At 57.2% G+C, this 23,927-nt stretch carries 22 protein-coding genes and 1 pseudogene; 8 read left to right on the top strand and 15 right to left on the bottom strand.

Going from position 1 to position 23,927, the window contains the following annotated elements; translation table 11 throughout:
* Positions 1 to 73: 73 nt before the first annotated feature.
* Positions 74 to 208: a hypothetical protein gene (locus tag MOD31_RS21940; protein WP_021474755.1), complete on the top strand. Its 135-nt coding sequence runs from the start codon at positions 74 to 76 to the stop codon at positions 206 to 208.
* Positions 209 to 249: 41 nt separating this feature from the next.
* Positions 250 to 555, top strand: a complete 306-nt coding sequence (locus MOD31_RS10910) for a helix-turn-helix transcriptional regulator (protein ID WP_250820568.1) — start codon at positions 250 to 252, stop codon at positions 553 to 555.
* A 514-nt stretch (positions 556 to 1,069) separates the two neighbouring features.
* On the opposite strand, the gene MOD31_RS10905 is transcribed toward MOD31_RS10910, so the two are convergent.
* The 3 genes from MOD31_RS10905 to MOD31_RS10895 all read right to left on the bottom strand — a co-directional run bounded on the left by MOD31_RS10905 (position 1,070) and on the right by MOD31_RS10895 (position 3,672).
* A complete protein-coding gene (locus MOD31_RS10905) occupies positions 1,070 to 1,684 on the bottom strand; it encodes an NADPH-dependent FMN reductase (RefSeq protein ID WP_021474757.1) in 615 nt (204 codons plus the stop codon).
* A 381-nt stretch (positions 1,685 to 2,065) separates the two neighbouring features.
* A complete protein-coding gene (locus MOD31_RS10900) occupies positions 2,066 to 2,410 on the bottom strand; it encodes a cupin domain-containing protein (protein ID WP_082038920.1) in 345 nt (114 codons plus the stop codon).
* Positions 2,407 to 3,672: an NAD(P)/FAD-dependent oxidoreductase gene (locus tag MOD31_RS10895; RefSeq protein ID WP_071416795.1), complete on the bottom strand. Its 1,266-nt coding sequence runs from the start codon at positions 3,670 to 3,672 to the stop codon at positions 2,407 to 2,409. The genes MOD31_RS10900 and MOD31_RS10895 overlap by 4 nt, the downstream gene beginning before the upstream one ends.
* A 216-nt stretch (positions 3,673 to 3,888) precedes the next feature.
* On the opposite strand from MOD31_RS10895, the gene MOD31_RS21935 reads away from it, so the two are divergent.
* The 3 genes from MOD31_RS21935 to MOD31_RS10885 all read left to right on the top strand — a co-directional run bounded on the left by MOD31_RS21935 (position 3,889) and on the right by MOD31_RS10885 (position 6,883).
* On the top strand, positions 3,889 to 4,014 hold the full coding sequence (locus tag MOD31_RS21935; protein ID WP_017200534.1) for a hypothetical protein: 126 nt from the start codon (positions 3,889 to 3,891) through the stop codon (positions 4,012 to 4,014).
* A gap of 584 nt (positions 4,015 to 4,598) precedes the next feature.
* Entirely contained in the window at positions 4,599 to 6,104 is a 1,506-nt protein-coding gene (locus MOD31_RS10890) for an NAD-dependent succinate-semialdehyde dehydrogenase (RefSeq protein ID WP_017200533.1), read from the top strand.
* Positions 6,105 to 6,145: 41 nt separating this feature from the next.
* The gene (locus MOD31_RS10885) at positions 6,146 to 6,883 is read left to right on the top strand and encodes a fumarylacetoacetate hydrolase family protein (RefSeq protein ID WP_031217301.1); all 738 of its coding nucleotides are present in this window, start codon (positions 6,146 to 6,148) and stop codon (positions 6,881 to 6,883) included.
* A 199-nt stretch (positions 6,884 to 7,082) separates the two neighbouring features.
* Here MOD31_RS10885 and MOD31_RS22165 read toward each other — a convergent pair whose 3' ends face one another.
* The 6 genes from MOD31_RS22165 to MOD31_RS10860 all read right to left on the bottom strand — a co-directional run bounded on the left by MOD31_RS22165 (position 7,083) and on the right by MOD31_RS10860 (position 14,696).
* Positions 7,083 to 7,583, bottom strand: coding sequence for a multidrug efflux SMR transporter (locus tag MOD31_RS22165; protein ID WP_016359429.1), 501 nt, complete (start codon positions 7,581 to 7,583; stop codon positions 7,083 to 7,085).
* 50 nt (positions 7,584 to 7,633) lie between these two features.
* Complete coding sequence (locus MOD31_RS10880) at positions 7,634 to 7,984, bottom strand: multidrug efflux SMR transporter (protein ID WP_016359430.1); 351 nt, start codon at positions 7,982 to 7,984, stop codon at positions 7,634 to 7,636.
* Positions 7,985 to 8,011: 27 nt separating this feature from the next.
* Positions 8,012 to 8,938 (bottom strand): bifunctional methylenetetrahydrofolate dehydrogenase/methenyltetrahydrofolate cyclohydrolase, encoded by a 927-nt coding sequence (locus MOD31_RS10875; RefSeq protein ID WP_250820567.1) that lies wholly within the window; start codon positions 8,936 to 8,938, stop codon positions 8,012 to 8,014.
* A gap of 96 nt (positions 8,939 to 9,034) precedes the next feature.
* Positions 9,035 to 11,473: an FAD-dependent oxidoreductase gene (locus MOD31_RS10870; RefSeq protein ID WP_044569276.1), complete on the bottom strand. Its 2,439-nt coding sequence runs from the start codon at positions 11,471 to 11,473 to the stop codon at positions 9,035 to 9,037.
* A 91-nt stretch (positions 11,474 to 11,564) separates the two neighbouring features.
* Positions 11,565 to 12,428, bottom strand: coding sequence for a formyltetrahydrofolate deformylase (gene purU, locus MOD31_RS10865; RefSeq protein ID WP_016359433.1), 864 nt, complete (start codon positions 12,426 to 12,428; stop codon positions 11,565 to 11,567).
* Positions 12,429 to 13,250: 822 nt separating this feature from the next.
* Complete coding sequence (locus MOD31_RS10860; protein ID WP_250820566.1) at positions 13,251 to 14,696, bottom strand: APC family permease; 1,446 nt, start codon at positions 14,694 to 14,696, stop codon at positions 13,251 to 13,253.
* 481 nt (positions 14,697 to 15,177) lie between these two features.
* Between MOD31_RS10860 and pmfR the strand changes: the two genes are divergently transcribed.
* Positions 15,178 to 16,590 carry a transcciptional activator PmfR gene (gene pmfR / locus MOD31_RS10855; protein ID WP_016359436.1) on the top strand — a complete coding sequence of 471 codons (1,413 nt, stop codon included), beginning with the start codon at positions 15,178 to 15,180 and terminating at the stop codon, positions 16,588 to 16,590.
* Between the two features lie 976 nt (positions 16,591 to 17,566).
* On the opposite strand, the gene MOD31_RS10850 is transcribed toward pmfR, so the two are convergent.
* The gene (locus MOD31_RS10850; RefSeq protein ID WP_016359437.1) at positions 17,567 to 17,824 is read right to left on the bottom strand and encodes a hypothetical protein; all 258 of its coding nucleotides are present in this window, start codon (positions 17,822 to 17,824) and stop codon (positions 17,567 to 17,569) included.
* A 9-nt stretch (positions 17,825 to 17,833) separates the two neighbouring features.
* On the opposite strand from MOD31_RS10850, the gene MOD31_RS10845 reads away from it, so the two are divergent.
* Together MOD31_RS10845 and MOD31_RS10840 are read left to right on the top strand one after the other, a co-directional pair.
* Positions 17,834 to 18,520, top strand: a complete 687-nt coding sequence (locus MOD31_RS10845; protein ID WP_250820565.1) for a hypothetical protein — start codon at positions 17,834 to 17,836, stop codon at positions 18,518 to 18,520.
* 167 nt (positions 18,521 to 18,687) lie between these two features.
* Positions 18,688 to 18,890 (top strand): annotated as a pseudogene (locus MOD31_RS10840) (DUF4193 domain-containing protein); the annotation flags it as partial.
* Positions 18,891 to 19,697: 807 nt separating this feature from the next.
* Here the strand turns inward: MOD31_RS10840 and nboR are convergent.
* The 5 genes from nboR to MOD31_RS10815 are packed head-to-tail and all read right to left on the bottom strand — an operon-like array spanning position 19,698 to position 23,813.
* Positions 19,698 to 20,312: a nicotine blue oxidoreductase gene (nboR, locus tag MOD31_RS10835; protein WP_017200526.1), complete on the bottom strand. Its 615-nt coding sequence runs from the start codon at positions 20,310 to 20,312 to the stop codon at positions 19,698 to 19,700.
* A complete protein-coding gene (locus MOD31_RS10830) occupies positions 20,305 to 20,658 on the bottom strand; it encodes a hypothetical protein (RefSeq protein ID WP_017200525.1) in 354 nt (117 codons plus the stop codon). Before MOD31_RS10830 ends, nboR begins: the two co-directional genes overlap by 8 nt.
* A gap of 26 nt (positions 20,659 to 20,684) precedes the next feature.
* Positions 20,685 to 21,818, bottom strand: coding sequence for an XdhC family protein (locus tag MOD31_RS10825; RefSeq protein WP_016359443.1), 1,134 nt, complete (start codon positions 21,816 to 21,818; stop codon positions 20,685 to 20,687).
* Positions 21,811 to 22,902 (bottom strand): VWA domain-containing protein, encoded by a 1,092-nt coding sequence (locus tag MOD31_RS10820; RefSeq protein ID WP_031217298.1) that lies wholly within the window; start codon positions 22,900 to 22,902, stop codon positions 21,811 to 21,813. The genes MOD31_RS10825 and MOD31_RS10820 overlap by 8 nt, the downstream gene beginning before the upstream one ends.
* Before the next feature lie 17 nt (positions 22,903 to 22,919).
* On the bottom strand, positions 22,920 to 23,813 hold the full coding sequence (locus MOD31_RS10815) for a MoxR family ATPase (RefSeq protein ID WP_016359445.1): 894 nt from the start codon (positions 23,811 to 23,813) through the stop codon (positions 22,920 to 22,922).
* Positions 23,814 to 23,927 lie beyond the last annotated feature (114 nt).

Below are 23,927 nucleotides of genomic sequence, written 5' to 3'. Positions count from 1 at the left end.
ATGCACGTCCCGGACACACCCACCAACCCAAAACCGCAGGCCAGAGGCACAGGAGCCCGACGGGCTCAAGATAATGCAGACGCAGGTTGGCCACTCCTATGCGTCGACTACCGGCCTCTATACCTCGGTATCGTCGGACTTCAAGCAGAAAACCGTGCAGCAGATGATTGCACGCCGCATCGCGAACTTGGAGGACCCAGGTGCCTGAACAGCGCCGGATTGGCTACCGCTGGAAACCTGCGAGCCCTGATGACAAAGCAGAACCTCTGGAAGACCACCGAACTGATGCCGCTCCTGAAATCCCGTGGCATCAACCTCTCCGAAAGCCAGGTCTACAGGCTGGTCACCTCGACGCCGGAGCGCATTCCGGCAAAGACATTCGCGGTGCTCTGCGACGTCCTGGACTGCACCCCGAACGACCTTTTCGAACCTTTCGTGGAGATGCGCGCCGCGGCGACAGCGAACGCCCCGAAACGCAGCGAAGACCTCGGCATCCAACCAGGAAACCCGATCGCACGACGTGTCCGACTCGTCGCTCCCGAAGACGGTGAGTAGGCCACGCAAAGAAGAGGACCCCGTTCGCTGGCCGGTCCCCTGCGTTCGCTGCGGCCAGCACCACCAAACGGTTGCGCGTTGGCCCGACGGCGGAGTCTGCGGCTACTGCTATCAGCAGGCAAAACGCACCTGCGGGGTCTGCGCCTGCGGCCATGACCGGGCCGCCGCCATCCTCATCCTCGTCTTCGGACAACAAGCTGAAAACATCGCACGTCTAACCTGGGACGACATCAGCGTCACCGGCGGCGTGGACCAACGGCCGACTAACGGTCGTGAGCAGTTTCCTTGCTCCGCAGCTTTTTGCCCTTGCCACGGTGTTTCGCTGAGTTGCTAGCCTTGCCGACATCTGCAGCCGTGAAGGTTAGGGCCATCGCTCGGTGGCAACCCTAGCTATGACTTTTCGCAAATTCTGCAGCCGCGGACCAGACAGACCCATCTACAACCGCAACATCACAGTTACGTCAGTGTGGTGTCCTCGACAGGGACAGTTTGCTGTCGTGGCGCGTTGTCCTTTTTAGCGGGATAGCTTCTCCCTGTCCGGCTCCATATCACCGATGTGTCCGGCGGTGTTGGCTGCTAGGACTCGGGCAACGAAGGCGCTGTACTCGTCCATGTAGTGGCGCAGGAATTTCGCGGTGCGTTCATCCTTGACTTCGCCCCCTTCCCCAAACACGTCCGCGTCGTAGTGAACGTATGCTTCAGGCGAATTCAGCTGGGGTGCGTCTAGGAAGCTAAGGATGCTGCGGAAGGATGACTGCATCACGGCGGTGCCGATACTACCCGGGGAGGTCCCGATGATGCCGGTGGGTTTACGGGCGAACGAATTCGATCCCCAAGGACGAGAGCCCCAGTCGATAGCGTTTTTAAGGGCACCCGGAATGGAACGGTTGTACTCGGGAGACACGAAGAGAATACCGTCCGACGCTTCAATGGCACGCTTGAGCGCCCGGCCTTCCGGCGGGAAATCCGCGTCGTAGTCATAGCTATAAAGCGGGAGATCCCTAATCGGAATTTCGCTGAACTCGAGGTCCTCTGGTGCAAGATTTATCAAAGCTTGCGAGAGAACTCGGTTGATAGAGCCGGTTGCCAAGCTCCCCACGAAATATCCGATCTTGTATTTTGCTGCCAAAGTTTCAATCCTTTCTTTTCCGATTTACGGCGGCCGCAGGCTAACTTGTGCGTTGCTGCCGGTTTATGTGGTCAGCCAGCCGAGCCAGGGAAGAAGATCCTGTACTTCGGGATTGCGATTTTCAACGGGAGTCCTCAATGCCTGAGAAGGAAGGGCAGCCTTGCTAAATTTTTCGACGAACGTGCAGTTACCGAGTGGTGTCCGATCTTGGAGGTGGCGCGCACCATGGTTAGTTGACCGCACATGGCAAAACCCGGGGCGGAACAGGTGGAACGAGTGCTTGTTCACGTCTAGACCTTTTGTAGAGCTATGGATACAGCGACTTTCGCTACGATGAAGGGTAGAAAACTTTTACGGCACAGGTGCTTGTCCCGTTTCAGTTCAAAGGCGAACTATTGCGTAGGACTTAACGAGGGTGCTTTTGATACTCCACCGACCGCTCCAGCCGTTCTCAAGGATTAGGACTGTTCCGGGCTTGAGGGTGATGCGTGAGCCGTCATCATGAATCAGTTCACCTTCTCCTTCTAACACGCTAATAAATTCCTCGTATCCCTGATGGACTGTACTAAATTCACCAGGACTCACCCGCCACAGACCAAGCTCCGTTTTGCCGTCCGTAAAAAGCACGTGGGTACTCGCGGCGGGTGTGCCCTGAATGACTCGTTCGGAAGTAATCGAAACCGGTTTTGGCCAGTGTATGGAAGATGCGTGAAGTACGGTGCTCATGCTTTGCTTCTTTCAGAGTCAGAGTTACCAGACTTAGTTTCAAGGCGCTGCATTACACGTCCGGCGGCTCGCTCGCCGCTGCGTATAGCTCCTTCCATTAGGCCTACAAATTCGGGTTCGCTGTATTCGCCGGCCCAGAAAACATCTCCTACCGGCTTTTCCAAAAGAGCTGTCCCCGCTGCCGTTACGCCTGGGGCATGGGCGGCGTAAGCGCCACCTGCCAGTTGGTCCTCGGACCATACAGTGGTCAGCGCGGCAGCGTCCTGTGGGATGGCGAGATCCGTGCGAAGTGCTCGTGCTTTGGCAACCCATTCCGCTGGGCGCTGTTTAAGGCTGGCACGGGTAATGGCTGATGGTGAGCCCATGAAGGCGTTCAGCACCGGGGCCACGGCCCCGGATTCGTCCGTGGCTGTCCAGGTCCAGTAGCGGCCTTCGACGGACATGACAGCACTTGTGGCGGGCTGGGTTTCCAATGGGAGGTGTAGTTTTGCCGCATGTCCTTGAAGAACGTGCTTTAGGGCTGCGTCACGTGCCTCGGTTGTCGGAAGGTTCAGTTGCGAGTCACGGATTACAGCCAACGGAAGAGCAACAACGACGGTGTCGAAAACGGACGTGTCGGTGTCGGTGGTAACAAGAACACCGCCGTCACTAATGTTTTCAACCGCCCTCACGGTTTCGCCGTAACGAACAGCAGAACCAAGTGCAGCTGCCATCGCGTCGGGCAGCCGCTGATTGCCGCCAGCCACCCGCCAGCTGGGTTTGGGTTCGAACGAGGCGATATGTTGTAAGGATCTCGCCGTGACCTCTGATGCGCTCACAGCCGTAGAGATTTCGATTCGGGCACGAAGGGCGTCGACCAGTTCCGGTTCGTCGGGCAACTTGGCAAGCAACTCTTCGGCGGTCCCCTGAAGGCCACTGCCACTGGCTAATTCCAGTGCTTCCCGTCCGGTACGGATAATGTCATCACAAGTGATTCCAGTCGTGTCGCCGGGTTCCCGAACGTAATAGCTCATGCCAGTGTCAACCAAGCTAAGCCCAAACTGGGAAAGCAGCCGCCGCATGGAGGTGTAGCCATCTAGAACGAATTCTGCACCTCGTTCTATCACATAGCTGCCTTTTGGTGTGTCAAGCGTTTCGGACCACACACGACCACCGGGGCGGTTGCGGGCTTCGAATACCGTGACGTTTTCACCGGCTTCGGCGAGTTTTGTAGCAGCTGCAAGGCCAGCCAAGCCGGCACCAAGAATTCCTATGCGGCCCACACAGCCACCTCCGTTTCGTTTTGTTCAGGGGCGAAGACAGTAGAAGACGCTGTTCCCACCCCAGATTAGGTCGCTAGGAGTGCTAACAAAATCATACGAGTATGATAAATCTCTCCTCGTTTTTGTACTTCTGAATAGTCGTTGCGGTGTCTGCCGGGTGGCGCGTGGCCGAGTGGATTGTTGCCCTAAAAGCCTCGGCGAGGGAAAGTTCCGGATGTGCTTACCCCCAAGCGACAGGCCGCTGGAGACGTCCAGCCTGACCTCGTGGAGGATTTTCCCGGTTTCATAGCCGGGTTCGTTTTCGGACTCAAGTACGGAATTAGTACAGAAATCATCCTCTAGAACTGTTTGGGACCACCGCGGGGCGCTTCATACTGACTGCTTAGACGTGAGACCGTAACCGCCTTTGCGTTCGCTTCGAAGCAACAGAGCACTTTTATGTCTGAAACATAGCGCGGTAGAGACTCGCGCACCGCCTCGGAAGGAGCCACCGGCATGCCACAGCACACGGGCATATTTAGCAAGGTCATCACAGTTGATCACCGCTGCGAGGTGGATGAACGACTCACCGCCGTGGTCACCGAGGCAATGGCGCATGCGTTACGGACGTCAACCCATGGAATTGTTGTCACGCGTCACGACCAAAGAACGTTCAGTGTCCGCCTTTCGCCGGACATATCCCCAGGGACGACAGTGGAGCGCGATCTCTGGAGAAGCAATGTTGGATGTCGACCGAATATCTAATGTTGGACTCCGTGCTCCTAACATAAGAGTCAATTTCGCCGGCACTCATGCGACGCCTACCGTCACAACTTTGTCTCACCATGGTCCGCGTCTTGCGCTTTCCTTAGCGGAAACTTACTCACCCCCAATGTGCCCACCCACCACAATCAGTCGCTTACAAAACAATCTTCTGAGGACTACAAATGACAGTTGAATCGGCTGTGTTCCCCGCCGCTCCCCTAGAGCGCGAGGCCCCTCTGCTCGCGTCTGTGCCCACCGGCTTGCTTGTTGGCGGCCAGTGGCGGGATGCATCAGACGGCGGAACGTTTGATGTGCGTGATCCTGCTACGGGGGAGGTGCTCGCTACTCTAGCTTCGGCCACTAGCGAAGATGCCGTCGCCGCTCTGGAGGCTGCTTGCGCGGCGCAGACCTCGTGGGCGCGGACCGCTCCGCGGGTGCGAGCCGAGATTTTGCGCCGTGCCTTCGACCTGGTAACAGCGCGATCGGAGGACTTCGCGCTTTTGATGACGTTGGAGATGGGCAAGCCATTGGCTGAAGCCCGGGGCGAGGTTGCCTACGGCGCCGAGTTTCTGCGTTGGTTCTCGGAAGAAACTGTTCGGGACTACGGCCGATACCTCACCACCCCCGAAGGTAAGAACAAGATCCTGGTCCAGCACAAACCCGTAGGTCCCTGCCTGCTGATAACGCCGTGGAATTTCCCGTTGGCCATGGCTACTCGCAAGGTTGCTCCCGCGGTCGCCGCTGGTTGCACGATGGTTCTTAAACCAGCAAAGCTGACGCCGCTAACTTCGCAGCTATTTGCCCAAACGATGATGGAGGCCGGCCTTCCTGCAGGAGTTCTCAATGTCGTTTCTTCCTCCTCGGCGTCGGGGATATCCGGGCCACTCCTGAAAGATTCCCGGCTGCGTAAGGTTTCCTTCACAGGGTCCACTCCGGTCGGCAAGCGCCTGATGTCAGACGCTTCCCGACATGTCCTGCGGACTTCCATGGAATTGGGTGGAAATGCTCCGTTCGTCGTGTTCGAAGATGCAGACCTGGACAAAGCTGTAGAAGGGGCAATGGCGGCCAAGATGCGGAACATGGGCGAGGCCTGCACAGCAGCCAACCGGTTCCTCGTTCAAGAATCCGTGGCGCAGGAATTCACCCGGAAGTTCGCAGCCGCGATGGGTGCCCTCTCCACCGGCCGAGGTACGGACCCTGCCAGTCAGGTCGGCCCGCTGATCAATAACGGTGCTCGCGACGACATCCATGCCCTAGTCACTGCTGCGGTGGACGCCGGCGCTGTCGCTGTCACCGGCGGGGCCCCCGTGGACGGACCAGGCTACTTCTATCAGCCCACCGTCCTCGCCGACGTTCCCAACAATGCGGCGATCCTCGGCCAGGAAATCTTCGGACCCGTCGCTCCTGTCACCACCTTCACTACTGAACAGGACGCAATCAAACTGGCTAACGCCTCGGAATACGGGCTCGCGGCCTACCTTTACAGCCGCGACCTTAACCGGCTCCTGCGGGTGGCGGAGCAGATCGAGTTTGGCATGGTTGGCTTCAACGCGGGCATCATCTCCAACGCCGCCGCCCCCTTTGGTGGCGTTAAACAATCAGGGCTAGGCCGCGAAGGCGGGTCCGAAGGTATCGCCGAATACACCACCACCCAATACATCGGCATCGCCGATCCCTACGAGAACTGAACGACTGGTAGGGGCTTACATGCCGTCTGAACCAGTGAATAATGCGACTTGCTAGGATACAAACGAGCGCAGGCCCACGGCATGCAGTATTTCGGAACGGTGAGTGGCACCATCTGGAAGACCCCTTTGCCGAAGTCATATCCTTCACTGGGCAAGTCACACCGGCGGATGGTGCGAAGCTACTCGCCCCGGTACGTCCGTCCGTCCTCATAGGAATGAGCCATAACCGCCCTACCAATAAGCATCCGCTTCCCGTACAGGCATGGCACAAATCCGTACATACCCTGGCCAACCCGGGTGATCAGATAAAGACGGCTCGGGACGCTGGGGCAGTCCACGTGGAGGGCGAGTTGGCAGTTGTTATTCGTAAACGCGCTGCCGGTCTCACCACGGAAGAGGCGATGGACCATGTGCTGGGGTACACGATCGCGAATGATGTCACGAACGCCGACCAAGGACTTATCGACGAAAAACTCTTCCAAGCCAAAGCCGGTATCAATTACACACCTCTTGGACCTTGGATTGAGACCGACATTAGGGATCCTGAAAAGGTCAACATCACCGTGCGAGTGAACGGCGAGGTTAGGGCCAATTCCGGGACATTCAATCTACCCACGAGCGTCGTGGACTGCCTGGTGTATGTCACTCGCTGGACGACTCTGAAGCCTGGTGACATCGTGATGACGGGGGCGCCGGGTACCTTCGCAGCTGTTAACCCCGGAGACTGCGTACAAATCAGTCTCGAGGGAATTGGTACGTTGACCAGCACAGTCGTCTAAATACTGCAAATAAAGGACCCCTTCCGAGAGGGGTCAGGCACAATCCTTCGCAAGTCCATGATCTGACCCTTGGCGCCGTTCTTCAAGCGGCCCGGATAGTCCGATGTGCTTCGTCACCTAGCCCGACTTCCTTGAGTTCGCCGAGCGCCGGCTCTCCCGAGCTATGAGAAGACGCGGAACATCGGCTGTACCCAACCTCTTAGACGTCTTTGCGTCGTGCCGAGTGTTGGCGCGTGGTGGCAAGGTTCAATATAACGATGCCCCCGATCACTGCAGTAATGGCTGTTATCCTTCCCAAAGTGACTGCCTCTCCGTGGATAATCGCGCCAGCAAAGGCAACGGCTACTGTGCCTAGACCAGACCACGTAGCATAAGCGACGCTTAGTGGTACTGCCCTAAGCGCGCGGGTTAGCAGAAAGAAGGAAAAGGCGTATAGTGCCATGGCCGCGGTTGTCTGTGCCGGGAGTTGAAAGCCTTCGGAAAAGTCGAGAATTACTGTGCCAGTCACCTCGGTGGTTATGGCACTTCCAAGATACAACCAAGCATGAAGGCGATGTCTATGAAGTAACGGCGCACGTTTCTGCCCCCTGTTACCTTTGTCAGCCGCCACGCTTCCTGCCTCTCCTGTGATGATCTGCCGAATCGCTGTGCAAAAGTTCAAGACCGTCCTGACTGGAGTTCGTCGTGCATAGCTACTCATGCCCCCGATTATCAGCCTTCATGGTCTGAACTCGGGAGGCAGAGTTTGAGTCATTGACCGGCTTGGAGGTTGAGGGTGACCACGCCCGTGACCACAAGAGCCAGTCCGATGGCATGTTTCCAGCTGAAGCGTTCATTTCTGAACAGGACGCCGATAACTGCTACAGACGCAGTTCCCAGGCCGGCCCAAAGTGCGTAAGCAATTCCGATGTCGGTGAACTTGAGGATCTGAGCCAAGAGGGCGAAGGCAACCGTGTATAGGCAGGCGACTGCCACAGTCGGCTTGAGTTTCCTGAATCCGTTTGTTTGAGGGAGCAGACTGGTAGCTGCTACTTCCGCAGCGATCGCCAGTAAAAGTAGGGGCCAGATGGTTAATGCCCTCCTTCCATACCTGGTCTGCAAACGAAGGGTGGTCCTGGCGGGGCGTTTCTACGCATACGAAAGATCCCGTTCGGCCGCCTCAACGACGTTTACAAGAAGCATCGCCCGGGTCATAGGACCAACACCGCCGGGGTTGGGTGAGATCCAGGCGGCGACCTGCATAGTGTCGGCATCGACGTCTCCTTGGAGGGCGGCTTTGCCGGTGCTGGCGTCAAGGATCCGTGACACTCCTACGTCTAAGACTATTGACCCCGGCTTCAGGTGTCTGCCTTGCACGATCCCCGGTACACCGGCAGCGGCCACGACAACATCTGCGCGCTTTAGCAGCTTGGGGAGATCAGCCGAACCGGTATGCGCTGAAGTGACGGTTGCGTTGATAGCGCGCCGTGTAAGCAGTAGCCCCAGGGGCCGGCCCACTGTCACTCCTCGACCGATGACAAGCACTTCCAAACCGTTGAGAGCGATCCCGTGTCGGGATAAGAGCTCCACGATGGCGTTTGGAGTGCAGGGTAGAGGAGAGGTGAGGTCGCCGCTAACGTTGAGTGCAAGCTTTCCAAGGTTGATCGGATGTAGTCCGTCTGCATCCTTTTGAGGGGAAATTTTTTCCAAGACAGCGTTTTGGTCGATATGTGGGGGCAGTGGTAGCTGAACTATGTAGCCTGTGGTTCTGGCATCTTTATTCAGCTCATCAAGAACGCTCTCTAATTCCCTCTGAGAGATTGTCGACGGTAAGTCCCGACGAATGGATTCAATCCCCACTTCCGCACAGTCTCTATGCTTCCCCGCTACATAGGAATGGCTTGCAGGATCATCACCAACGAGGATCGTTCCCAAGCCAACCGTCTTGCCATGGTCCTTCAATGCTGCAATTCGACCCGCGAGTTCGGTTTTCACGGCACGAGCGGTTGCCCTGCCGTCCAGGATGTTGCCGACGTTCTCCAACGGGTTCGGTTCGTGCATGACGTTTTTGGCCATAGGCCTTCCTTTGTAGTGGTCCCGTGAGGCTTTCATCTGTCCAGAGGCCGAACCATGCGATATCTGGGCCAAGGGGGGTCGAGGGGGATGTCGCTCCTAACCGCGGAGCCGTTCGCCCTTTGGATCGTAGAACGGCCGCCGGGAGACCTTCGCGGGGTAAAGCCGTCCCTTGCACTGGACCTCGAAGTCACCGGAGAGATCTGCATCAGGTTCAAGAGCGGCAATTCCGACTGCGCGTCCCAGCGTGTGGCCATAGCTGCCGCTCGTCATGCGTCCGACTGGAAGGCCGTTACAGTATACGGTCTCGTCATGTACGAACACCGGATCGGGGTCTTCCAGTGCTACATACACTGTTCGATGATCGGGCGCTGTGGGGTCGAGCTTGAGGAGGGCGTCTTTGCCTAGGAAGCCTCCCGGTTTGTCCATCGAGATAGTGAAACGAAGGCCTGCCGAATAGGGATCGTCAATGGGCCCGATGTCGTGACCCAGGTGCCTGAATCCCTTCTCGCTGCGCAGTGAATCCAAGGCGTGGTATCCGGCCAATTTGAGTCCAAGATCCTGCCCTGCTTCCCACAGCGCGTCCAGGACGTTGACTGCCATGTCGGCACTTGGGTACAGCTCGTAGCCCAATTCGCCTACGAAGCTCACGCGCAAACTGTACGCATAGCCGTCTGCAATTTCTACCATGCGTCCGTGGGTGTATCTCTGTGCTTCGTCGGACCAGTCTTCCGGCGAAATCCTGCTAAGAAGTTCTCGGCTTTTCGGTCCCATGACTCCGATTGTGGCCAGAGCCGCCGTGCAGTCAAATACCGCGGCCGCTTTACCCCGAGCGATTCGTTTGAGGTATGCTGCCGTCTTTTGCTGGGTAAATGACGGGGTAACGACCAAGAACCGGTCAAGGCCAAGACGAGTGATGGTTCCGTCTAGTTCGATCCCCGCTCGGTCATTTAAGAAGAGGGTATAGACCGCTTTATCGGTCTCGACGTCGATGTCTGCTGTTGCGGCCATCTGACACACCTCAAGAGCATCAGGACCAGCAACTTCGAATTTTGCAAAAGGACTCAGATCGAAAAGGACCACGCCCTCACGCGCCGCTTTATGTTCTTCGGCGACACGGTCGAACCAGTTCGGGCGTCCATAGCTGTAGTCGTAGGTGGGAGAGGTTCCCGGGGCCCCGTACCAGTTTGCCCGCTCCCCACCGTTAACTTCACCAAAGCAGGCCCCGAGCTCAGCGAGGCGCGCGTGAAGGGGCGTTCGACGGACGTTGCGGCCAGTTTCCATCTGCAAGTTCGGCCAGTGCATTGCATAAAGTCGACCGAGGCCCTCCTTAGTTCGGGCCTTGAGATAGTTTCGGTTGTTTTGGTGTCCCGAAAAGCGCTGCACGTCCACCGCGGATGAGTCAAAACCGGGCGTACCTGAAATGACCCACTCCGCCAGCTCCTTACCTATGCCGGGAGCAAAGATAATCCCCTGAGAATTGAAGCCTGCTGCCACGAAGAGATTGGAAAGTTCGGAGGTTTCACCCACGGCAAAGTTGGCGTCTGGGGTGAAGCTTTCGGGAGCGTTCAGGAATCGGTCGAATCCCGCCGAAGCAAGTGCCGGCACTACCCCTTCGGCCTTCGCTCTGATCGGAGCGAAGTGTTCCCACTCCGGTCCGAACTCGGCGAAGCCGTTGGAGGGAATCTCCTCAACGGGGCGTGGAAGCCCGTCAGGCTCGAATGCGCCAACCAAGAGCCTCCCGGCCTCGTGACGGATGTAGTAGCTGTTGTCTAGATCCCTATATACGGGCAGCTCAGGGACAGCCCCGTCAATTTCTGCAGATCGGACGTGGATGTGTTCGGCGGCGTACAAGGGGACCTTCACCCCGGCGGTGGCCGCGAGATCACGAGTCCACAAACCGCACGCCAAAATCACCCGATCGCAGTGCACGATTCCTTGATCCGTGAGTACGCCGACGACGAGATCGCCCTGACGAAGTACCTTGTGTACGGCAACGTTTTCGCGTATTTGGGTCCCAAGGCTATGGGCGAGTTTAGCGAGAGCCACTGTTGCGTGACCCGGGTTGATGTGACCATCGTCAGGCAGCAGGAGCGCTCCGGCAACCCCTGAGTAGGTTGCGAGAGGCCACAATTCCTTGTATCGGTCCTCAGTTAGCCATTCAGTTCTTACGCCCTGCTGGTCGGCCACGTCCTTTGCATAAAGAAGCTCGTCAACGCGACCGGCGGTTCGCGCAACACTGAGGGACCCGCAACGCTGAAATGAGACGTCCAGCCCGGACATCTGCTCGAGCCGGCTATAAAAGTCCAAGCCGTACTTGGCCAGCTTTGTCATAGTCGTGGTCCCGCGCGCTCCAGTGACCAAGCCTGCGGCGTGCCAAGAGGTGCCGCTGCCCAGGACGTTGCTCTCCAAAAGTAGGGTGTCGTTCTCACCCGCAGCTGAAAGGTGGTAGGCAATGCTGGCACCGATAATGCCGCCACCGACCACGACTGTACGGACGTGGGTCGGCAACGGGTCATGGGAAGTAGCTGTAAACATGCTGGCGCTTATGTCGCGGTCGACAAGCCTGTCCATCAGGGTCTCATTTCTACTCAGGTCGATGTACGACTCTGGGCAAGGGTAGTTGTGCTTAGTTGAAGACGACGGTGCGGTGGCCGTTCAGCAGGATCCGCTGTTCCGCGTGCCATTGAACGGCACGGGACAGTGCAAGTCGCTCAGCATCCTGCCCTGCCACTGCGAGTTGAGCTGGACTGTAGTCATGTCCAACTCGAAGAACTTCCTGTTCGATGATTGGTCCTTCGTCCAGTTCGGCGGTGACGTAGTGTGCTGTCGCCCCAACGAGTTTCACCCCGCGGTCAAATGCTTGGTGGTAGGGTTTGGCGCCCTTAAACCCTGGAAGGAATGAGTGGTGGATATTGATGGCCTTGCCAGCAAGTTCGCGGCAAAGATTGTCGCTAAGGACCTGCATATACCGGGCTAGAACGGTCAGTTCCACTTCATGTTCTGCAAGGAGAGCCAGCAGATGTTCCTCTGCTTCCTGCTTGGTTTCCGGCGTTACCGGAATGTGAAAGAAGGGGATTCCATGGGCATCTGCAACTGGCTGAAGAGTCGCATGGTTCGAGGCGATGAATGGAAAATCCACTTTGAGTTGTCCTGAGCGCCAACGGAAGAGCAGGTCGTTGAGGCAATGCTCGGCTTTGGAAACCAGCAGTGCAACCTTGGGTCGATCAGAGGCGTCGACCAAGGTCCACTCCATCTCGTATGTGGAGGCCACCGCTAGAAACGCGCTTTTCAGATCGCCAATGGATACAGTTGCTGGGCAGGAGATGTGCACGCGCATGAAGAATCTGCGTTCCGCGGCATCGTCGAACTGCTGACTGGCAAGAATATTGCAGCCATGGGATACCAAGAAGCCTGAGACAGCGTGAACGATTCCAATCCTGTCTCTGCAGCTGAGTGAAAGAATTACTTGGCGGAATTGGGCGTTTTCCATGGGGCTCCTAGGGGGGGAGGTTCGTACGTGGGGTGCCCTTGCGAGGAGGGACGGTTCGGGCAGTGCCTATAGATAGGCCTACGCCTGCCAGCTGCACCTGCATCGTGTGTTGACCATACGCGCCAGAACGGGCCCCTTCCATGCGGTGTTTGTCTGAAAAGACCATGGTTTTGGTACTAAGGTCTAAACTGCGACTTTGATACGTCACAGTGGTGGGGCGGCTTGCGTTGCAGCCTGCCGAGCGGAGCGTGGCCTGGGCTGGGGACGCAAAACCTTCGAGCGAGTCGTTTTGCCACTGCCCCTCACCTTCGCGCCAGCGCCGGAAGAAATGCATGAAGCCAGCGACCGGAGGTGGCATCGCTGGCAGCTATACCCAGGTGATCAGCTCGGCAAAAAGGAGGCCTGGCCTCAAGCTCATGGACCGCCTACATCGTGCTGGTCTTAGACCCTCAACCGCTGTCACATGGCTTGCTCAATCAGTACCTGTCGACGTGCTGCTGCTTCCCGGGCCCAAACTCAGCGGGTACCACCCACCTTCAACGGCCCGTTGGATTCAGCCCCGGTGAAGTTCCCAATTTCACAATGGGTCCTTGTTGGATGTTCCCCGCATCTGTTCGGACAGATGCGGGGAACGAAGCATGGCTCCCTTCAGCTCACTGTCCTCGTGGGTCTCTTTTAGAAGGTTCATTGTGGTAGCAGGAGGCTCCCGGCCGGGGTTGGACGGGAGCCTCCTAATTGCGCGCTATTTGGGAGCGGGCGCTACTCGCCGGTGCAGTTTATGCAACCTGCGCCTTGACTCCTAGGGAGATCATGCAATGCGCCCTAGGCGGAAATCGAGGTCCTCCTTTTGCTGCGGACAGATGCCACAAAGCCGACGAGGAACACCGCGACTGTTCCGATCATTACATAGGGTAATGCGCTCAGGGGCCCCGGCGCTGGGTACAAGATTCCGTTTACATAGAGCCACAGAACAGTTGCCGACGCCAGAGCAGCGCCTATGTTTACCAGAACCGATTTCCGCGGACTGAGGCGATTTAGCAACACCGCACCGCCGATGCAGATGAGGAAGTATGGAATTACCCAGAAGTAGACCAACAGGGTGGCAATGTATCCGTAAATTTCCAGGGGGGTGGATGATGTCAGCCAGAGCATTACAGGGGGGCCAACGAGCGAGGGAACTCCAAGGAAGGCAATGGCTGGCAGCGGACTCTTGTAACGCTTGCTGACTTTGGTTAAGGCAGAAGGCAGGAGGCCGTCAGAAGCCGCGCTGACAACGACTCGCGACCCGTAGTTGAAGAATCCAATCAGGCTGGCAAAGACGGCAGCAGCCAGAACCAGGTCGCTGATGTTCGATAGAAAACCTACCCCTGCTGCTTCAGCAAGCACCGCATTCGGTGAGACACCAAGGGCAAGCTGGTCAGCAGAATCGACAAGAGTCGGCACCTGGATAACTGTGGCAGCAAGGAAGGCCATACCGAGGACGACGGGGATCACCATGATTGCCCGAGGAATCGCGCGGGTAGGGTTTCTGGTTTCTGCGCCAAGGGCCGCGCTGCTTTCGAAACCGATGAAGAACGTCGAGCCTATTGCTAGACCTTGCAGGAAACTGTTGAAGGTGAAGTCGCTGAGACTAAGCTGGCTCGCCAGGTCAACATTTCCGCCGAATGCCGTTGCCACGGTAATGACCAACATAACGGGCACAGAAACGACCGTGAGGATGACGCTGGAACGGACTGATACGTCCAATCCTCGATAGGCGATCCCCATAGCTACCAGCGCCGCTAAGACGTAAATTACCAGTTGTATCTCTGGTCCTGCTGCGCTAGAAACGCCCACGGACATGAGGAAACTTCCGACATAGAGACCCAGTGAGACGACTAGGACCATGACTACAACGATGTAACCTGGGACCATCGCCGCCGCGATGACGAGCGGGCTCCACGAGCCAAACACGTGCCGAATATAGGAGTAGAGCGACCCAGTTCCTATAAACCGTCGGGCGAACGCAGTAACGAATAACCCAATGATGGTGAATGCCACAACGGAGGCAGCCATAGCCAGCCACGACGAACGCCCTGTGTAGGCGGCGAGGAAAGCGGGGACTGCTGAAAGACCGACGGCGGGAATAAAAGAAGATATTGAAAGCCCCATCACCTGCGGGCCGGTGAGGTGTCCCAACTGTAGATCTGCATGGGCTATATCTTGAGGAGGTGGTGCTTGGCCACCGTCCGCCGATGTTCCTGTGATATCAGAAGAAGAAGATTGCAAAGGTGTACGCCTTTCAGGTGAGTCGCGGTCACACGACCACGACGCTTAAGCGGCTTCTTCGAACCTGTCGAAGAAGTCGGTTGGGAAGATGCGCCCTTGCACCTACCAGATGGCGACTTGGGTTCGGATTGTGGTTGCGACCAATTCAGTCTTGTATGCTCACCGAGCCAGTTCGCCAGCAATGTTTTCGGCTGTTCAAGCTGTTTAGCCTTCTAACAGCGTTCGATACCAGCGGGAGGGGTTGAGTCGAGCTGGTCTCACAAATGACGGCCACGCTCCGATGCTGTGGGAATACTTGTGTGGCCGGTGTCAGGTCAGTGCACGGTGCCTACAAAGCTCCCTAAGGGTCATGGCTGCCTGCGTGTGACACACCTTACGCATCCGTTCCGTGAGCCAAAACTCGACAAAAGACCAAAGTTTGCGAAATATTCGTGTTGGCGTACTAGAGAGTTACCTCATACACGAGTACTAAGATGCCCGTATGGAACAGCAAGTGCTGACGGTCAGGGACCTCGTTACCGCTCAAAGCCTGGGTATGAAGGTACTTTCTGGCGCCGGCGGCCTTGACCGGCAGGTTCTATGGGCGCACAGCTGCGAGTTGAGTGATCCCGACCGCTGGCTTGGTCCGCACGAGTTACTCATGACAGTGGGCCTGTGTGTTCCGCATAGTGCCGTGGAACAACGGAACTTCATTGTCAAACTCGACGAGGCCGGCCTTTCCGGTGTTGCCTTGGGGGATCACAACAGCCTCCCCCCACTCACTCGGGAACTATACGAAGAAGCAGACAGACGTTCTTTTCCTGTACTTCTCACGAACCAGGCCACTCCCTTCGCAGCAATTGGGAGAACAGTTGCCGCTGCTACCGCAACCACCCAAACCATGCAAGTACTCAAGCTGAGCAAGCTCTATCAGTTGTCCACGTACGCCCGTACTGACCCGTTACGGATGATGAACGACTTACAGGCTCTTCTAAGGGCGGGTCTCAGCGTCTTCGATGTGCAAACCGGCCTAACGATTGTAGAAGGGGCACCGCTAGAATTTATGCCCACGTCCGTCCGGGAACGTACCTATGCGCTCCCGGGGGACAGCGACTCCAGGCTCATGATTTCCGAATATCCCGGCGAAGAGGTGAGCAGCTTCCTGCTAATCCATGTCCTGCAGGTGATAGATGTCGCGTTGAGCCAACTTCTACGGTCACTTCGCCGCCGTTCCGAACGGTCGACTCAAATGCTTGCGTCCATTTTTGAAGGGCGTAGCCCTGATGGGTTGGGGAGCATTCTGGGTCCGAGCGGTACTTCGTCAGGCTATCAATTCGTTGCAGTGGCATTGGAAGATAGCGAAAAGGTAGCCCGGGCCGCGTCCATCAAGTCACTGCCAGTTCTGGCCGGGCCCGGAAGCAGCTCGTTTTTTATCCTGATGCCTGAGCAGAGTCGAAATGACGTCCGGAACTTGCTCCACGGCCTCGACGTCCGGGCCGGGGTATCGTCAACCTACCTCGACTTGCGGGATGCTAAAGCTGCTGCGGATGAAGCCGCAAAGATCTTTTCATCTGGTGGGACGAACGGTCTATGGACGGACTTCACCGGGGTCCCGGTATCGCTACTAACCCGCTCTAGAAAGGAAGCCTCGGCCATAGTCCAACAGGTGTTAGGTAGACTCGCGGGTACGGATCCTAAAATAACTGTTCTGCGTGAAACGCTGTTTGCTTTCCTTGCCAATGACCGTCGCTGGAATGAAACGGCAGCCGCTCTTGGCATCCACCGGCAGACCTTGTCCTATAGACTCACCCGGATCAAAGAGATCACCGGGCGGGATATCGCGTCGTCAGCGGATCTGTCTGCCTTCTGGCTTGCGTTTCAAGCCTGGCCCTCCTTCTCGGACAGATCCGACTGAAGACTTCCGTCATTCACGAGTTCCTCGTTCCAGGCTGTCGTAGTGACGGACATTGTCAAGGGCACCGCTCATACACCCTGCGAAGGGCGTCTTCCAAAGAGCAGGTTCTACTTGCGATCCAAGGAATCAGACAAAAGGGTTTCTTGTTTTTGGCTTTCCCTATCATGACTGCCGTTTCCCGAACGTCTAATGTCGAAGAACAGGGCTTGTTGTTGAGTGCACCTGTGAGCAGCAAAATCGGCTGACGCGACTCGCCCCGGTTCCTGCTCCGGTTATCCCTGCTCTTACATAGGAGCCTTCCGTATCAGCAGTCGAGCTCCCTTTGTCCCTCAACACCCTCGTCCACCAACGCGTGGCCTCGAGGAACAGAAAGGTTACCCCATGATGACAGCCGCCGTTCCGGACGGGCACACTTTAGATCCCCGCTTACGCACCCTCACCCCAGGACAGCACCCGCGTCTTGCCCTTGAACCTGCCGGTTCTGGTTGCGAAGAGCACCCCTGCAGATTCTGCAACTTGCCGGAAACGGATTGAGCAGCCAACGAAAGCAAGTTAGCGGTGCTGCTGTCACGGACAATGGCTTCCCCAGAACCCGCCTCATCCCGTCGGTGTTCTTAGGACTACTTGTGCAAGCGAAATCGAGAAGTGAGGGTGTGCAATTAGGCGGTCTTGTTTTTCGCTGGTCGTCGATGTGTCAAACGTGTCGGCGCCGCCGCACAAAAATCGGTTTTGACCGCGGTGGATGTCGCGGACGCTGCGGACGTTCTTGGCGTCGGAGGTGACGCCCTTCCCACAGTTTTACCGCTCAGATGTTCCCTTCTTCGCCTTACCACCAGTGACGGCAGCCCGCTGCTCCGGCCCACAGCAACAGGTGTACGATCTTGGGCCGTTGGGACGTGGAGAGAAAGCTGGCGAAAGCACCATCGGCCTCTGATGCGAGATGGGGGCATATCGCAGGCCTTCAAGCTGTGTGGAGTCAGTGGGCTGGTTGTTTGTTTGGTTCGGGAAGGTTGATTCCTACGTAGGTTTGCGGTGCTGGTGTGGTGGGTCGGTCTCGGAATCTGTGCGGGTACTGGTCGTAGTAGCGTTGCAGGGTTTGGTCGCGTTCCTTCCGAATGCTTTTCCATGTGCCGTCGTGGACTTGCGCTGAGGAGAACAGGGCGATGCCGGAGTGTTCGTGCTTGGTGTTGTACCAAACCCAATTCCCATTTACAGGCGCCCTCGTGTGGTTCATCGTCGAGGTATGCGAGTGGCCGGAATTCTCCCCTCAGACGCTCCTGACCCGCGGGCCGGATGGGCCGAGCGCCTGAAGCTGATGCCCATTCCGGTGATGGGGCTCGCGCCTCAACCATCGTTGGAGGACACCGACAGCGTTGGTGTGACCTATGGCCAAGATGATCGTGGGTACAACGAGATGACGGCGAGCATCACCTATACGCTCTGGCGAAACCCGGATGACCACTCAGACCCGGTAAACCTCGCGGACCTCAACGAGAAGACACGCAGATCGATCGAGGAAGTTCCGCCATGGCCGCGGCCCCCTTGGCTGATCGAGTACGTGGAGCGCCTGCGTTACCCGCAACTTGAGGAGGCCGTGCGAACCACCTGGCACCGTGATCCATCCGAGCGTTCTTCGGTTCGAAGCCTGTTGGTTGACCATGTCACCCACATCCTCATGAACCAATATCGGCAAGAGCTCTGGCCGGGCAGCAACCCGTGGGACCAGCACGCCCCCACAGTTACCGGCCGGATGGTCAACAGCCAGGCCAGGACCGTCATCAACGGAGTCGATATGCCCGGTGCAGAGGTCGATACGGACCCGTTCGTCTACGGTATCGGAGCCCAACTGGCAGGCGGCGGCGTGGTGACCGCTGTGCTTCCCCGCACTGAGCTCAAGCACATCCAAGTCCAATTCATGCCCCGGACCTAACGGTTCCATTCCAAACACAGCAACACCAAGCTTGACGTCGCCCCCTAGGGGAACCTCGTCCGTAAGCCGATCCCCAACCGGGTCAGCGATCCAGTCCATTGGCGGGGCCGGGACGAAGGATGCATGGTCGTTGGCGGTAACGGGTGGCCAGTGTCGCCCCGAAAGGGGCCGTCATCGACATCGATGAGACCGATCTCGCCGAGGCTTTCTAACTGCCCGGCGCTGACCTTTCCAACGAAGAACTGCTGGTCCAGGTCATTCCGTCCAGTCTGACGAATTCACGTTTATGTCCTGTTTCCTTGTCCACCACCGCAGCCAGCTCGCCAAGGAAAGGGACGGAAACAAGTATTGCACCGAATGCGAAGGCTGAACCATTTCACCTGCTCGAAGGGCGACGGCTGACCCTGGGAAATATGTGGACAGGGCTGCAGCGCAACAGCAGTCCCAGCGTCTCCTCGACCTCACGAACCCGACGCGCCGGCCCCGGACTAAGCTTCACCACCTGGATGGGAAACAACGCATTCCGCAGCTTCCAAACCTGTCACAGTCAGCCCTTTCTAACGCGGACCACTCGCCATTCGTGCGGGCCATGTTCCCATGCTCTCGTGGAATCAGATTCGGTCGAGGTCACCCTCCTGGATCATCCGCCGCCACTTCCGGAACGTCCACCGTGTCCCGTAGCGCCACACATTGCCCGATATATGGCTGATGTCCACAACCGGCTCGCTGCGCGATTGCCATGCACAGTTTCACCAACTGCTCATATCGAGCATCGGAGGCACTGGACTTCCTAGACACATATTAGGTCTACCGATGAAACTCCTAAGTCGCTGAGGTTAACTCCAAGCCGTAGGAAAGGTTCAATTTTGGCCCGTCACCGACAATGGCTTTTATTCACGCAAAGACACCTTCCGCCCTTTGTGTCCGCTGCCTGGCAGAGACCAAGACCGGAAGGCGGCAGGTCGGTCATTCTTCCCAGCCAAGTCCATTGGTCGTCGCGAGAGGGGTGCTTGCATTCGGCACATTCTGTCTGTCCGCTGCCAAATAGTGCCGTACGTAGTCGATCCATCCGGAATAGGAAAGCCATAGTGGAACGTCCTTCTGTTCAGAGAATCAACCTAAACGTGCTTTTGAGACCCACGAGAAATAGGTGGGGTGCAGGCTGCGGGGCATCGTCCTACAGGAGGCGATACATCTGCTCCACGGTGTCTACGTCCTCACCGGTAGATTCATCACTGCAATCGATAAGATCTACGAGCCACGGTTTCTGGCGTAAGAAAACCCTGGCTCCGGCATCACCGGAAACGGTACTGGCCACTGCTGGCCGAAGTCCTGCATCGATGACCATTGGATGACCTCTTCGGAGCACCCGAGGGCTGTCTAACGATGAGTACGCAGCCGAACTGATGCGCCCCGGCCGGTGGGAGACGAGTAGCCGGCCAACAGTGGTGACGCTGAGCCCTGGTTGATCTACCAGAGCCACGAGGATGTGGTTCTTTGTATGTGCAGCAGCATCACCGGCAAGGTAGGAACTTCCCATACCTGAGGACCAGTCATGGTTCACCACTATCCGATAGGGCTCAAGGTTTGCACGGGCGCACACCGCTTGTGCATTCGCTCCAAGAACAATTACTACCTCATGACAGCCGCCGACAAGCATTGTCTCGGCGGCGTCCTCAACGAGGTTTCGTCCGCGGTATGGCAGGAGCGCCTTCGGACCACGCCCAAGACGTTTTCCGGCGCCGGCGGCCAGCAACACTCCCGTCACACACGGCAAATCCGTGTCACCCACCGTGAGGTTCCTGTTCGCAAGATGGAAGGACTGTCAGATCCCATTGCTTGGTGCGATCCCGACGCAGTCGATAGTCAGTACAAAAGATTAGCCTTCTCTCCCCAAGCCCTTCTAGGCGAATCCAGATGATGCCAAGGGAAGGAGCGCTCGTGTCCACGACGCCGGAGTAGGGTAACGTGCCATCTTCACACACCTGGATCTGGTCACCCTGCGCCAACATTTGCAGATCAAATAGCTGGCTTTCGTCGAAGTTGCCGGGTGCGGGATTTTCTACTGACTTTGAAACTGCCATGGTCTTGTTGTCCACCGGGTTTTGCCAACTTCGGCTGTCTTCAGAAGGTTGCATTGCTAGCTCTTTAAGGTTGGACATTGCTAGGCCGGGTCCGAGTGCACAGCGCCAGTGGAGTCGCGCAGAGGGCGGCCACTCCCCTGCCAACGCTTGGCTATTATTTCGGCCACAACTGACACTGCTGTTTCCTCCGGTGTCCGGCCGCCGAGATCAAGTCCGATGGGACTATGAAGCTCGGCAATTTGCCGCTCTATCACTCCAGCCTCCAGAAGGCGGTTTAGCCGATCTTCATGGGTCTTTCGTGAGCCCATAGCGCCTATGTAGGAGGGCCTGCATGCCCCCTCCAGCCGCAGGGCGATTTCCAAGACAGGGACGTCGAACTTGGGATCATGGGTAAGAACGCAGATGACCGTGCGGTTGTCCACCTTTCCCTGTGTCACTTCCTGCTGAAGGTAAACGTGAGGCCAAGATACGATCACCTCGTCCGCACCAGGAAAGCGCGCGGTGGTCGCAAATACAGGGCGAGCATCGCAGACGGTCACATGAAAGCCCACCATTGACCCAGCCCGCGCGACTGCTGCTGCAAAATCGATGGCACCAAAAATGATCATTCTGGGCTTGGGCTGATAGGAAGAAACAAAGACCTTTGTTCCGGTTTCCATCCGTTCCCCGCTGGGACCGTACGTGAGCACCTTGGATTCACCCGAAGCCAGCAGGCCTCTCGCATCGTCGGCAATCGCATGGTCCAGCATGTTATTGCCGAGGGTCCCGCCAGTATGGGCTGGCCAGACTATTAGCCGCTTACCCAGCATTTCTGGCTGGTCATGTTCGACCACGGTAGCGGTGGCAACGGGGTTGCCCTTCTGAACGTCCTGAATGATCGTTCGTAATTCTGGGTAACTTTCTTTGGTGACTCGTTCAACGAAGACGTCGATTGTTCCGCCACAGGTCAGTCCTACGGCTACAGCGTCATCGTCGCTATATCCAAACCGTTGCAGAACAGGAGTACCGTCTTCAATGACCTCCTGCGCAATTTGGTAAACAGCTCCTTCGACGCAACCCCCGGAGACTGAGCCGACGGCCTCCCCCGGGGTGCTTACGGCCATCGCAGCGCCCGCTGGCCGGGGGGCCGATTTAGACGTGCTGACGACTGTGGCGAGGGCGAAGGTTTCTCCGTGCGTCGTCCATTCTGCCAGTGCTTCAATAACGTCACGCATGTGCTATCCGATCTGCTAGGTCCCTAAAAGCTGCCATGGTGTGGCCGGCGACCAGGGCATCAACGTGCGGGAGAACGGCCTTAATGCCGCTCTGTATAGGTTCGTATCCAGACTTTCCGCGGTGGGGGTTGGCCCAGATAACACGATGAGCCAAACCATGGAGGCGGGAAACCTGACGGGCAAGATCCCTGGGATCCCCACGTTCCCATCCGTCACTGGCGATCACCAGCACAGAACCTCTGAGCATTGCGTGTTGTCCCCACAGGGTAATGAAGGCCGCTAGGGCTTCGCCCAGTCGCGTGCCTCCGGACCAATCGGGAACGACGAGTCCAGCGTCCAACAGTGCGACCTCCGGATCCGGGTGCTGCAATGCCGAGGTCACTCTGGTTAGGCGTGTGCCGATAGAAAATACTTCTGTTGTGTCGGACGCGCCAGCTAAAAGGCGGTGACCGAAGCGGAAAAAGCTGTCAGCATAGGCTTCCATAGATCCTGAAACATCTACGATCAAGACGACTCGTCGGGGCTTTTTCGTTCGGAAGCGATATTGCAGGCGCCCTGGTTCGCCGCCTCTCCTCAGATTGTCTCGGACAGTGTGTGCCGGATCGATGCGCTTGTGGCGATGGGTCCGCTTGTAACGCGCCCTTCTCAGCGGTTCTCTAACAGGTAGAGCAGCAAAGGCCTCCGCAAGATAACTCTTTTCCTCCGCTGACATGAGTGCCACATCTCGGTGTTGCAGGGATTCATCTTTGCTAGCCAGTGCAATCTGCTGCTCCAATTCCGGCTGAGGGCTGTCGCCGTCTGCTGCGTCGGGAAGGCTTGCTTCCTGTCCCTCCGAAAGGGGCACAGGAATCGGCGATTCCGATGAAAACCACAGGCGGAACGTCCGGTCGTAGGGCCCGAAGTCAGACCTGCTCCTACATAACGTCGCGCGTCCGGCCCAGAAGACCTCGTCGCGACGCTGAAGATCCAAAACGCTCAGAGCCTCGAGGTAAAGCTGGGCCTGTTCGGCCCCTATGGTCATCCCCTCATCTCTGAGAGCACCTACGAAACCATAAAAAATTTTCAGACCTACTTGTGAAGACATCGCCAGTACCGTTCACGTTAGGTAGGAAAGACGGTTCTTAGGGCGTTCAAGATAAGCTCCTGGTCGTCTTGGTCTTTGCAGAGGGCGCCAATTGTCAGGCTGGCACTGTCGGCGTCGATGTCACTTCCGCCAAGGCGGTTCAAAGCCTGGGCCCAGTCAAGCGCTTCGGCTACCCCAGGGGAGCGTCGCAAACGTCCCTGATTGCGCAAGGACTGGACTACGTCCACCACCTGCTGCGCTAGCTTCTCATCCACGCCGGGCAGCCGTGTCTTGATGATCTCCAACTCACGGGCCGGTTCTGGGTGGTCTATCCAATGAAAGTAGCATCGCCGTTTCAGAGCCTCGTGTAACTCTCGGGTCCGGTTGGAGGTCAGGATCACGATGGGTGGAACTTTGGCGGTGATAGTACCCAACTCGGGTATAGATATTTGGTTTGATGCGAGCACTTCCAGGAGGAACGCTTCAAATTCATCGTCAGCTCGGTCAACCTCGTCGATGAGGAGAACGGCCGGTCCACTTTGTAAGGCCCGAAGAATCGGACGAGGCAGCAGGAAACGTTCGGTATATAGGGACTGCTCTAGTTCCTCCGCACTCGTTGTCGAATTTGCTGCCTCCAGTGAGCGTAAGTAAAGAATCTGACGTGAGAAATCCCAGTCATAGAGCGCTTGGGTGGACTCGATGCCCTCGTAGCACTGCAGTCGGATCAACGGGATTGCCAGCATCTTAGCTATTGCTTCGGCCAAGGACGTTTTTCCCGTGCCTGGAGCACCTTCAACAAGCAGCGGCTTGTTCATCGCAACAGATAGAAAGACGGTGGTGGATAGACCCTCGTCAGCCAAATAGTTGACAGCCTTGAGCCGCGCAGCCATCTCACCGGGACTTTCCGGTTTGGTCACTTTGTCGTTACTCATTGTCTCGCCTTGCTAGTCGGTTTTCGAGGTGTGGCATTGCGGCTTTTTGCGGTGTCTACTTATGCAGGTGCTGAATACCGCCAGTAGAAGGGCGTCCACCGGCCGTACCAAACG

Source organism: Paenarthrobacter sp. TYUT067, from assembly GCF_023656375.1.
Lineage (GTDB): Bacteria > Actinomycetota > Actinomycetes > Actinomycetales > Micrococcaceae > Arthrobacter.
This window is presented reverse-complemented; position numbering and strand designations above follow the sequence as displayed.

Excerpts from the sequence above, each read along its gene's own strand:
- MOD31_RS10885 (WP_031217301.1), top strand. The coding sequence starts at position 6,146 with ATGCGACTTGCTAGGATACAAACGAGCGCAGGCCCACGGCATGCAGTA.
- MOD31_RS10870 (WP_044569276.1), bottom strand. The coding sequence starts at position 11,473 with ATGTTTACAGCTACTTCCCATGACCCGTTGCCGACCCACGTCCGTACA.
- MOD31_RS10845 (WP_250820565.1), top strand. The coding sequence starts at position 17,834 with ATGCGAGTGGCCGGAATTCTCCCCTCAGACGCTCCTGACCCGCGGGCC.
- MOD31_RS21940 (WP_021474755.1), top strand. The coding sequence starts at position 74 with ATGCAGACGCAGGTTGGCCACTCCTATGCGTCGACTACCGGCCTCTAT.
- MOD31_RS10900 (WP_082038920.1), bottom strand. The coding sequence starts at position 2,410 with ATGAGCACCGTACTTCACGCATCTTCCATACACTGGCCAAAACCGGTT.
- MOD31_RS10890 (WP_017200533.1), top strand. The coding sequence starts at position 4,599 with ATGACAGTTGAATCGGCTGTGTTCCCCGCCGCTCCCCTAGAGCGCGAG.
- MOD31_RS10825 (WP_016359443.1), bottom strand. The coding sequence starts at position 21,818 with ATGCGTGACGTTATTGAAGCACTGGCAGAATGGACGACGCACGGAGAA.
- purU (WP_016359433.1), bottom strand. The coding sequence starts at position 12,428 with ATGGAAAACGCCCAATTCCGCCAAGTAATTCTTTCACTCAGCTGCAGA.
- MOD31_RS10815 (WP_016359445.1), bottom strand. The coding sequence starts at position 23,813 with ATGAGTAACGACAAAGTGACCAAACCGGAAAGTCCCGGTGAGATGGCT.
- MOD31_RS22165 (WP_016359429.1), bottom strand. The coding sequence starts at position 7,583 with ATGAGTAGCTATGCACGACGAACTCCAGTCAGGACGGTCTTGAACTTT.
- MOD31_RS10850 (WP_016359437.1), bottom strand. The coding sequence starts at position 17,824 with ATGAACCACACGAGGGCGCCTGTAAATGGGAATTGGGTTTGGTACAAC.
- MOD31_RS10875 (WP_250820567.1), bottom strand. The coding sequence starts at position 8,938 with ATGGCCAAAAACGTCATGCACGAACCGAACCCGTTGGAGAACGTCGGC.
- MOD31_RS10910 (WP_250820568.1), top strand. The coding sequence starts at position 250 with ATGACAAAGCAGAACCTCTGGAAGACCACCGAACTGATGCCGCTCCTG.
- pmfR (WP_016359436.1), top strand. The coding sequence starts at position 15,178 with ATGGAACAGCAAGTGCTGACGGTCAGGGACCTCGTTACCGCTCAAAGC.
- MOD31_RS10820 (WP_031217298.1), bottom strand. The coding sequence starts at position 22,902 with ATGTCTTCACAAGTAGGTCTGAAAATTTTTTATGGTTTCGTAGGTGCT.
- MOD31_RS10830 (WP_017200525.1), bottom strand. The coding sequence starts at position 20,658 with ATGCAACCTTCTGAAGACAGCCGAAGTTGGCAAAACCCGGTGGACAAC.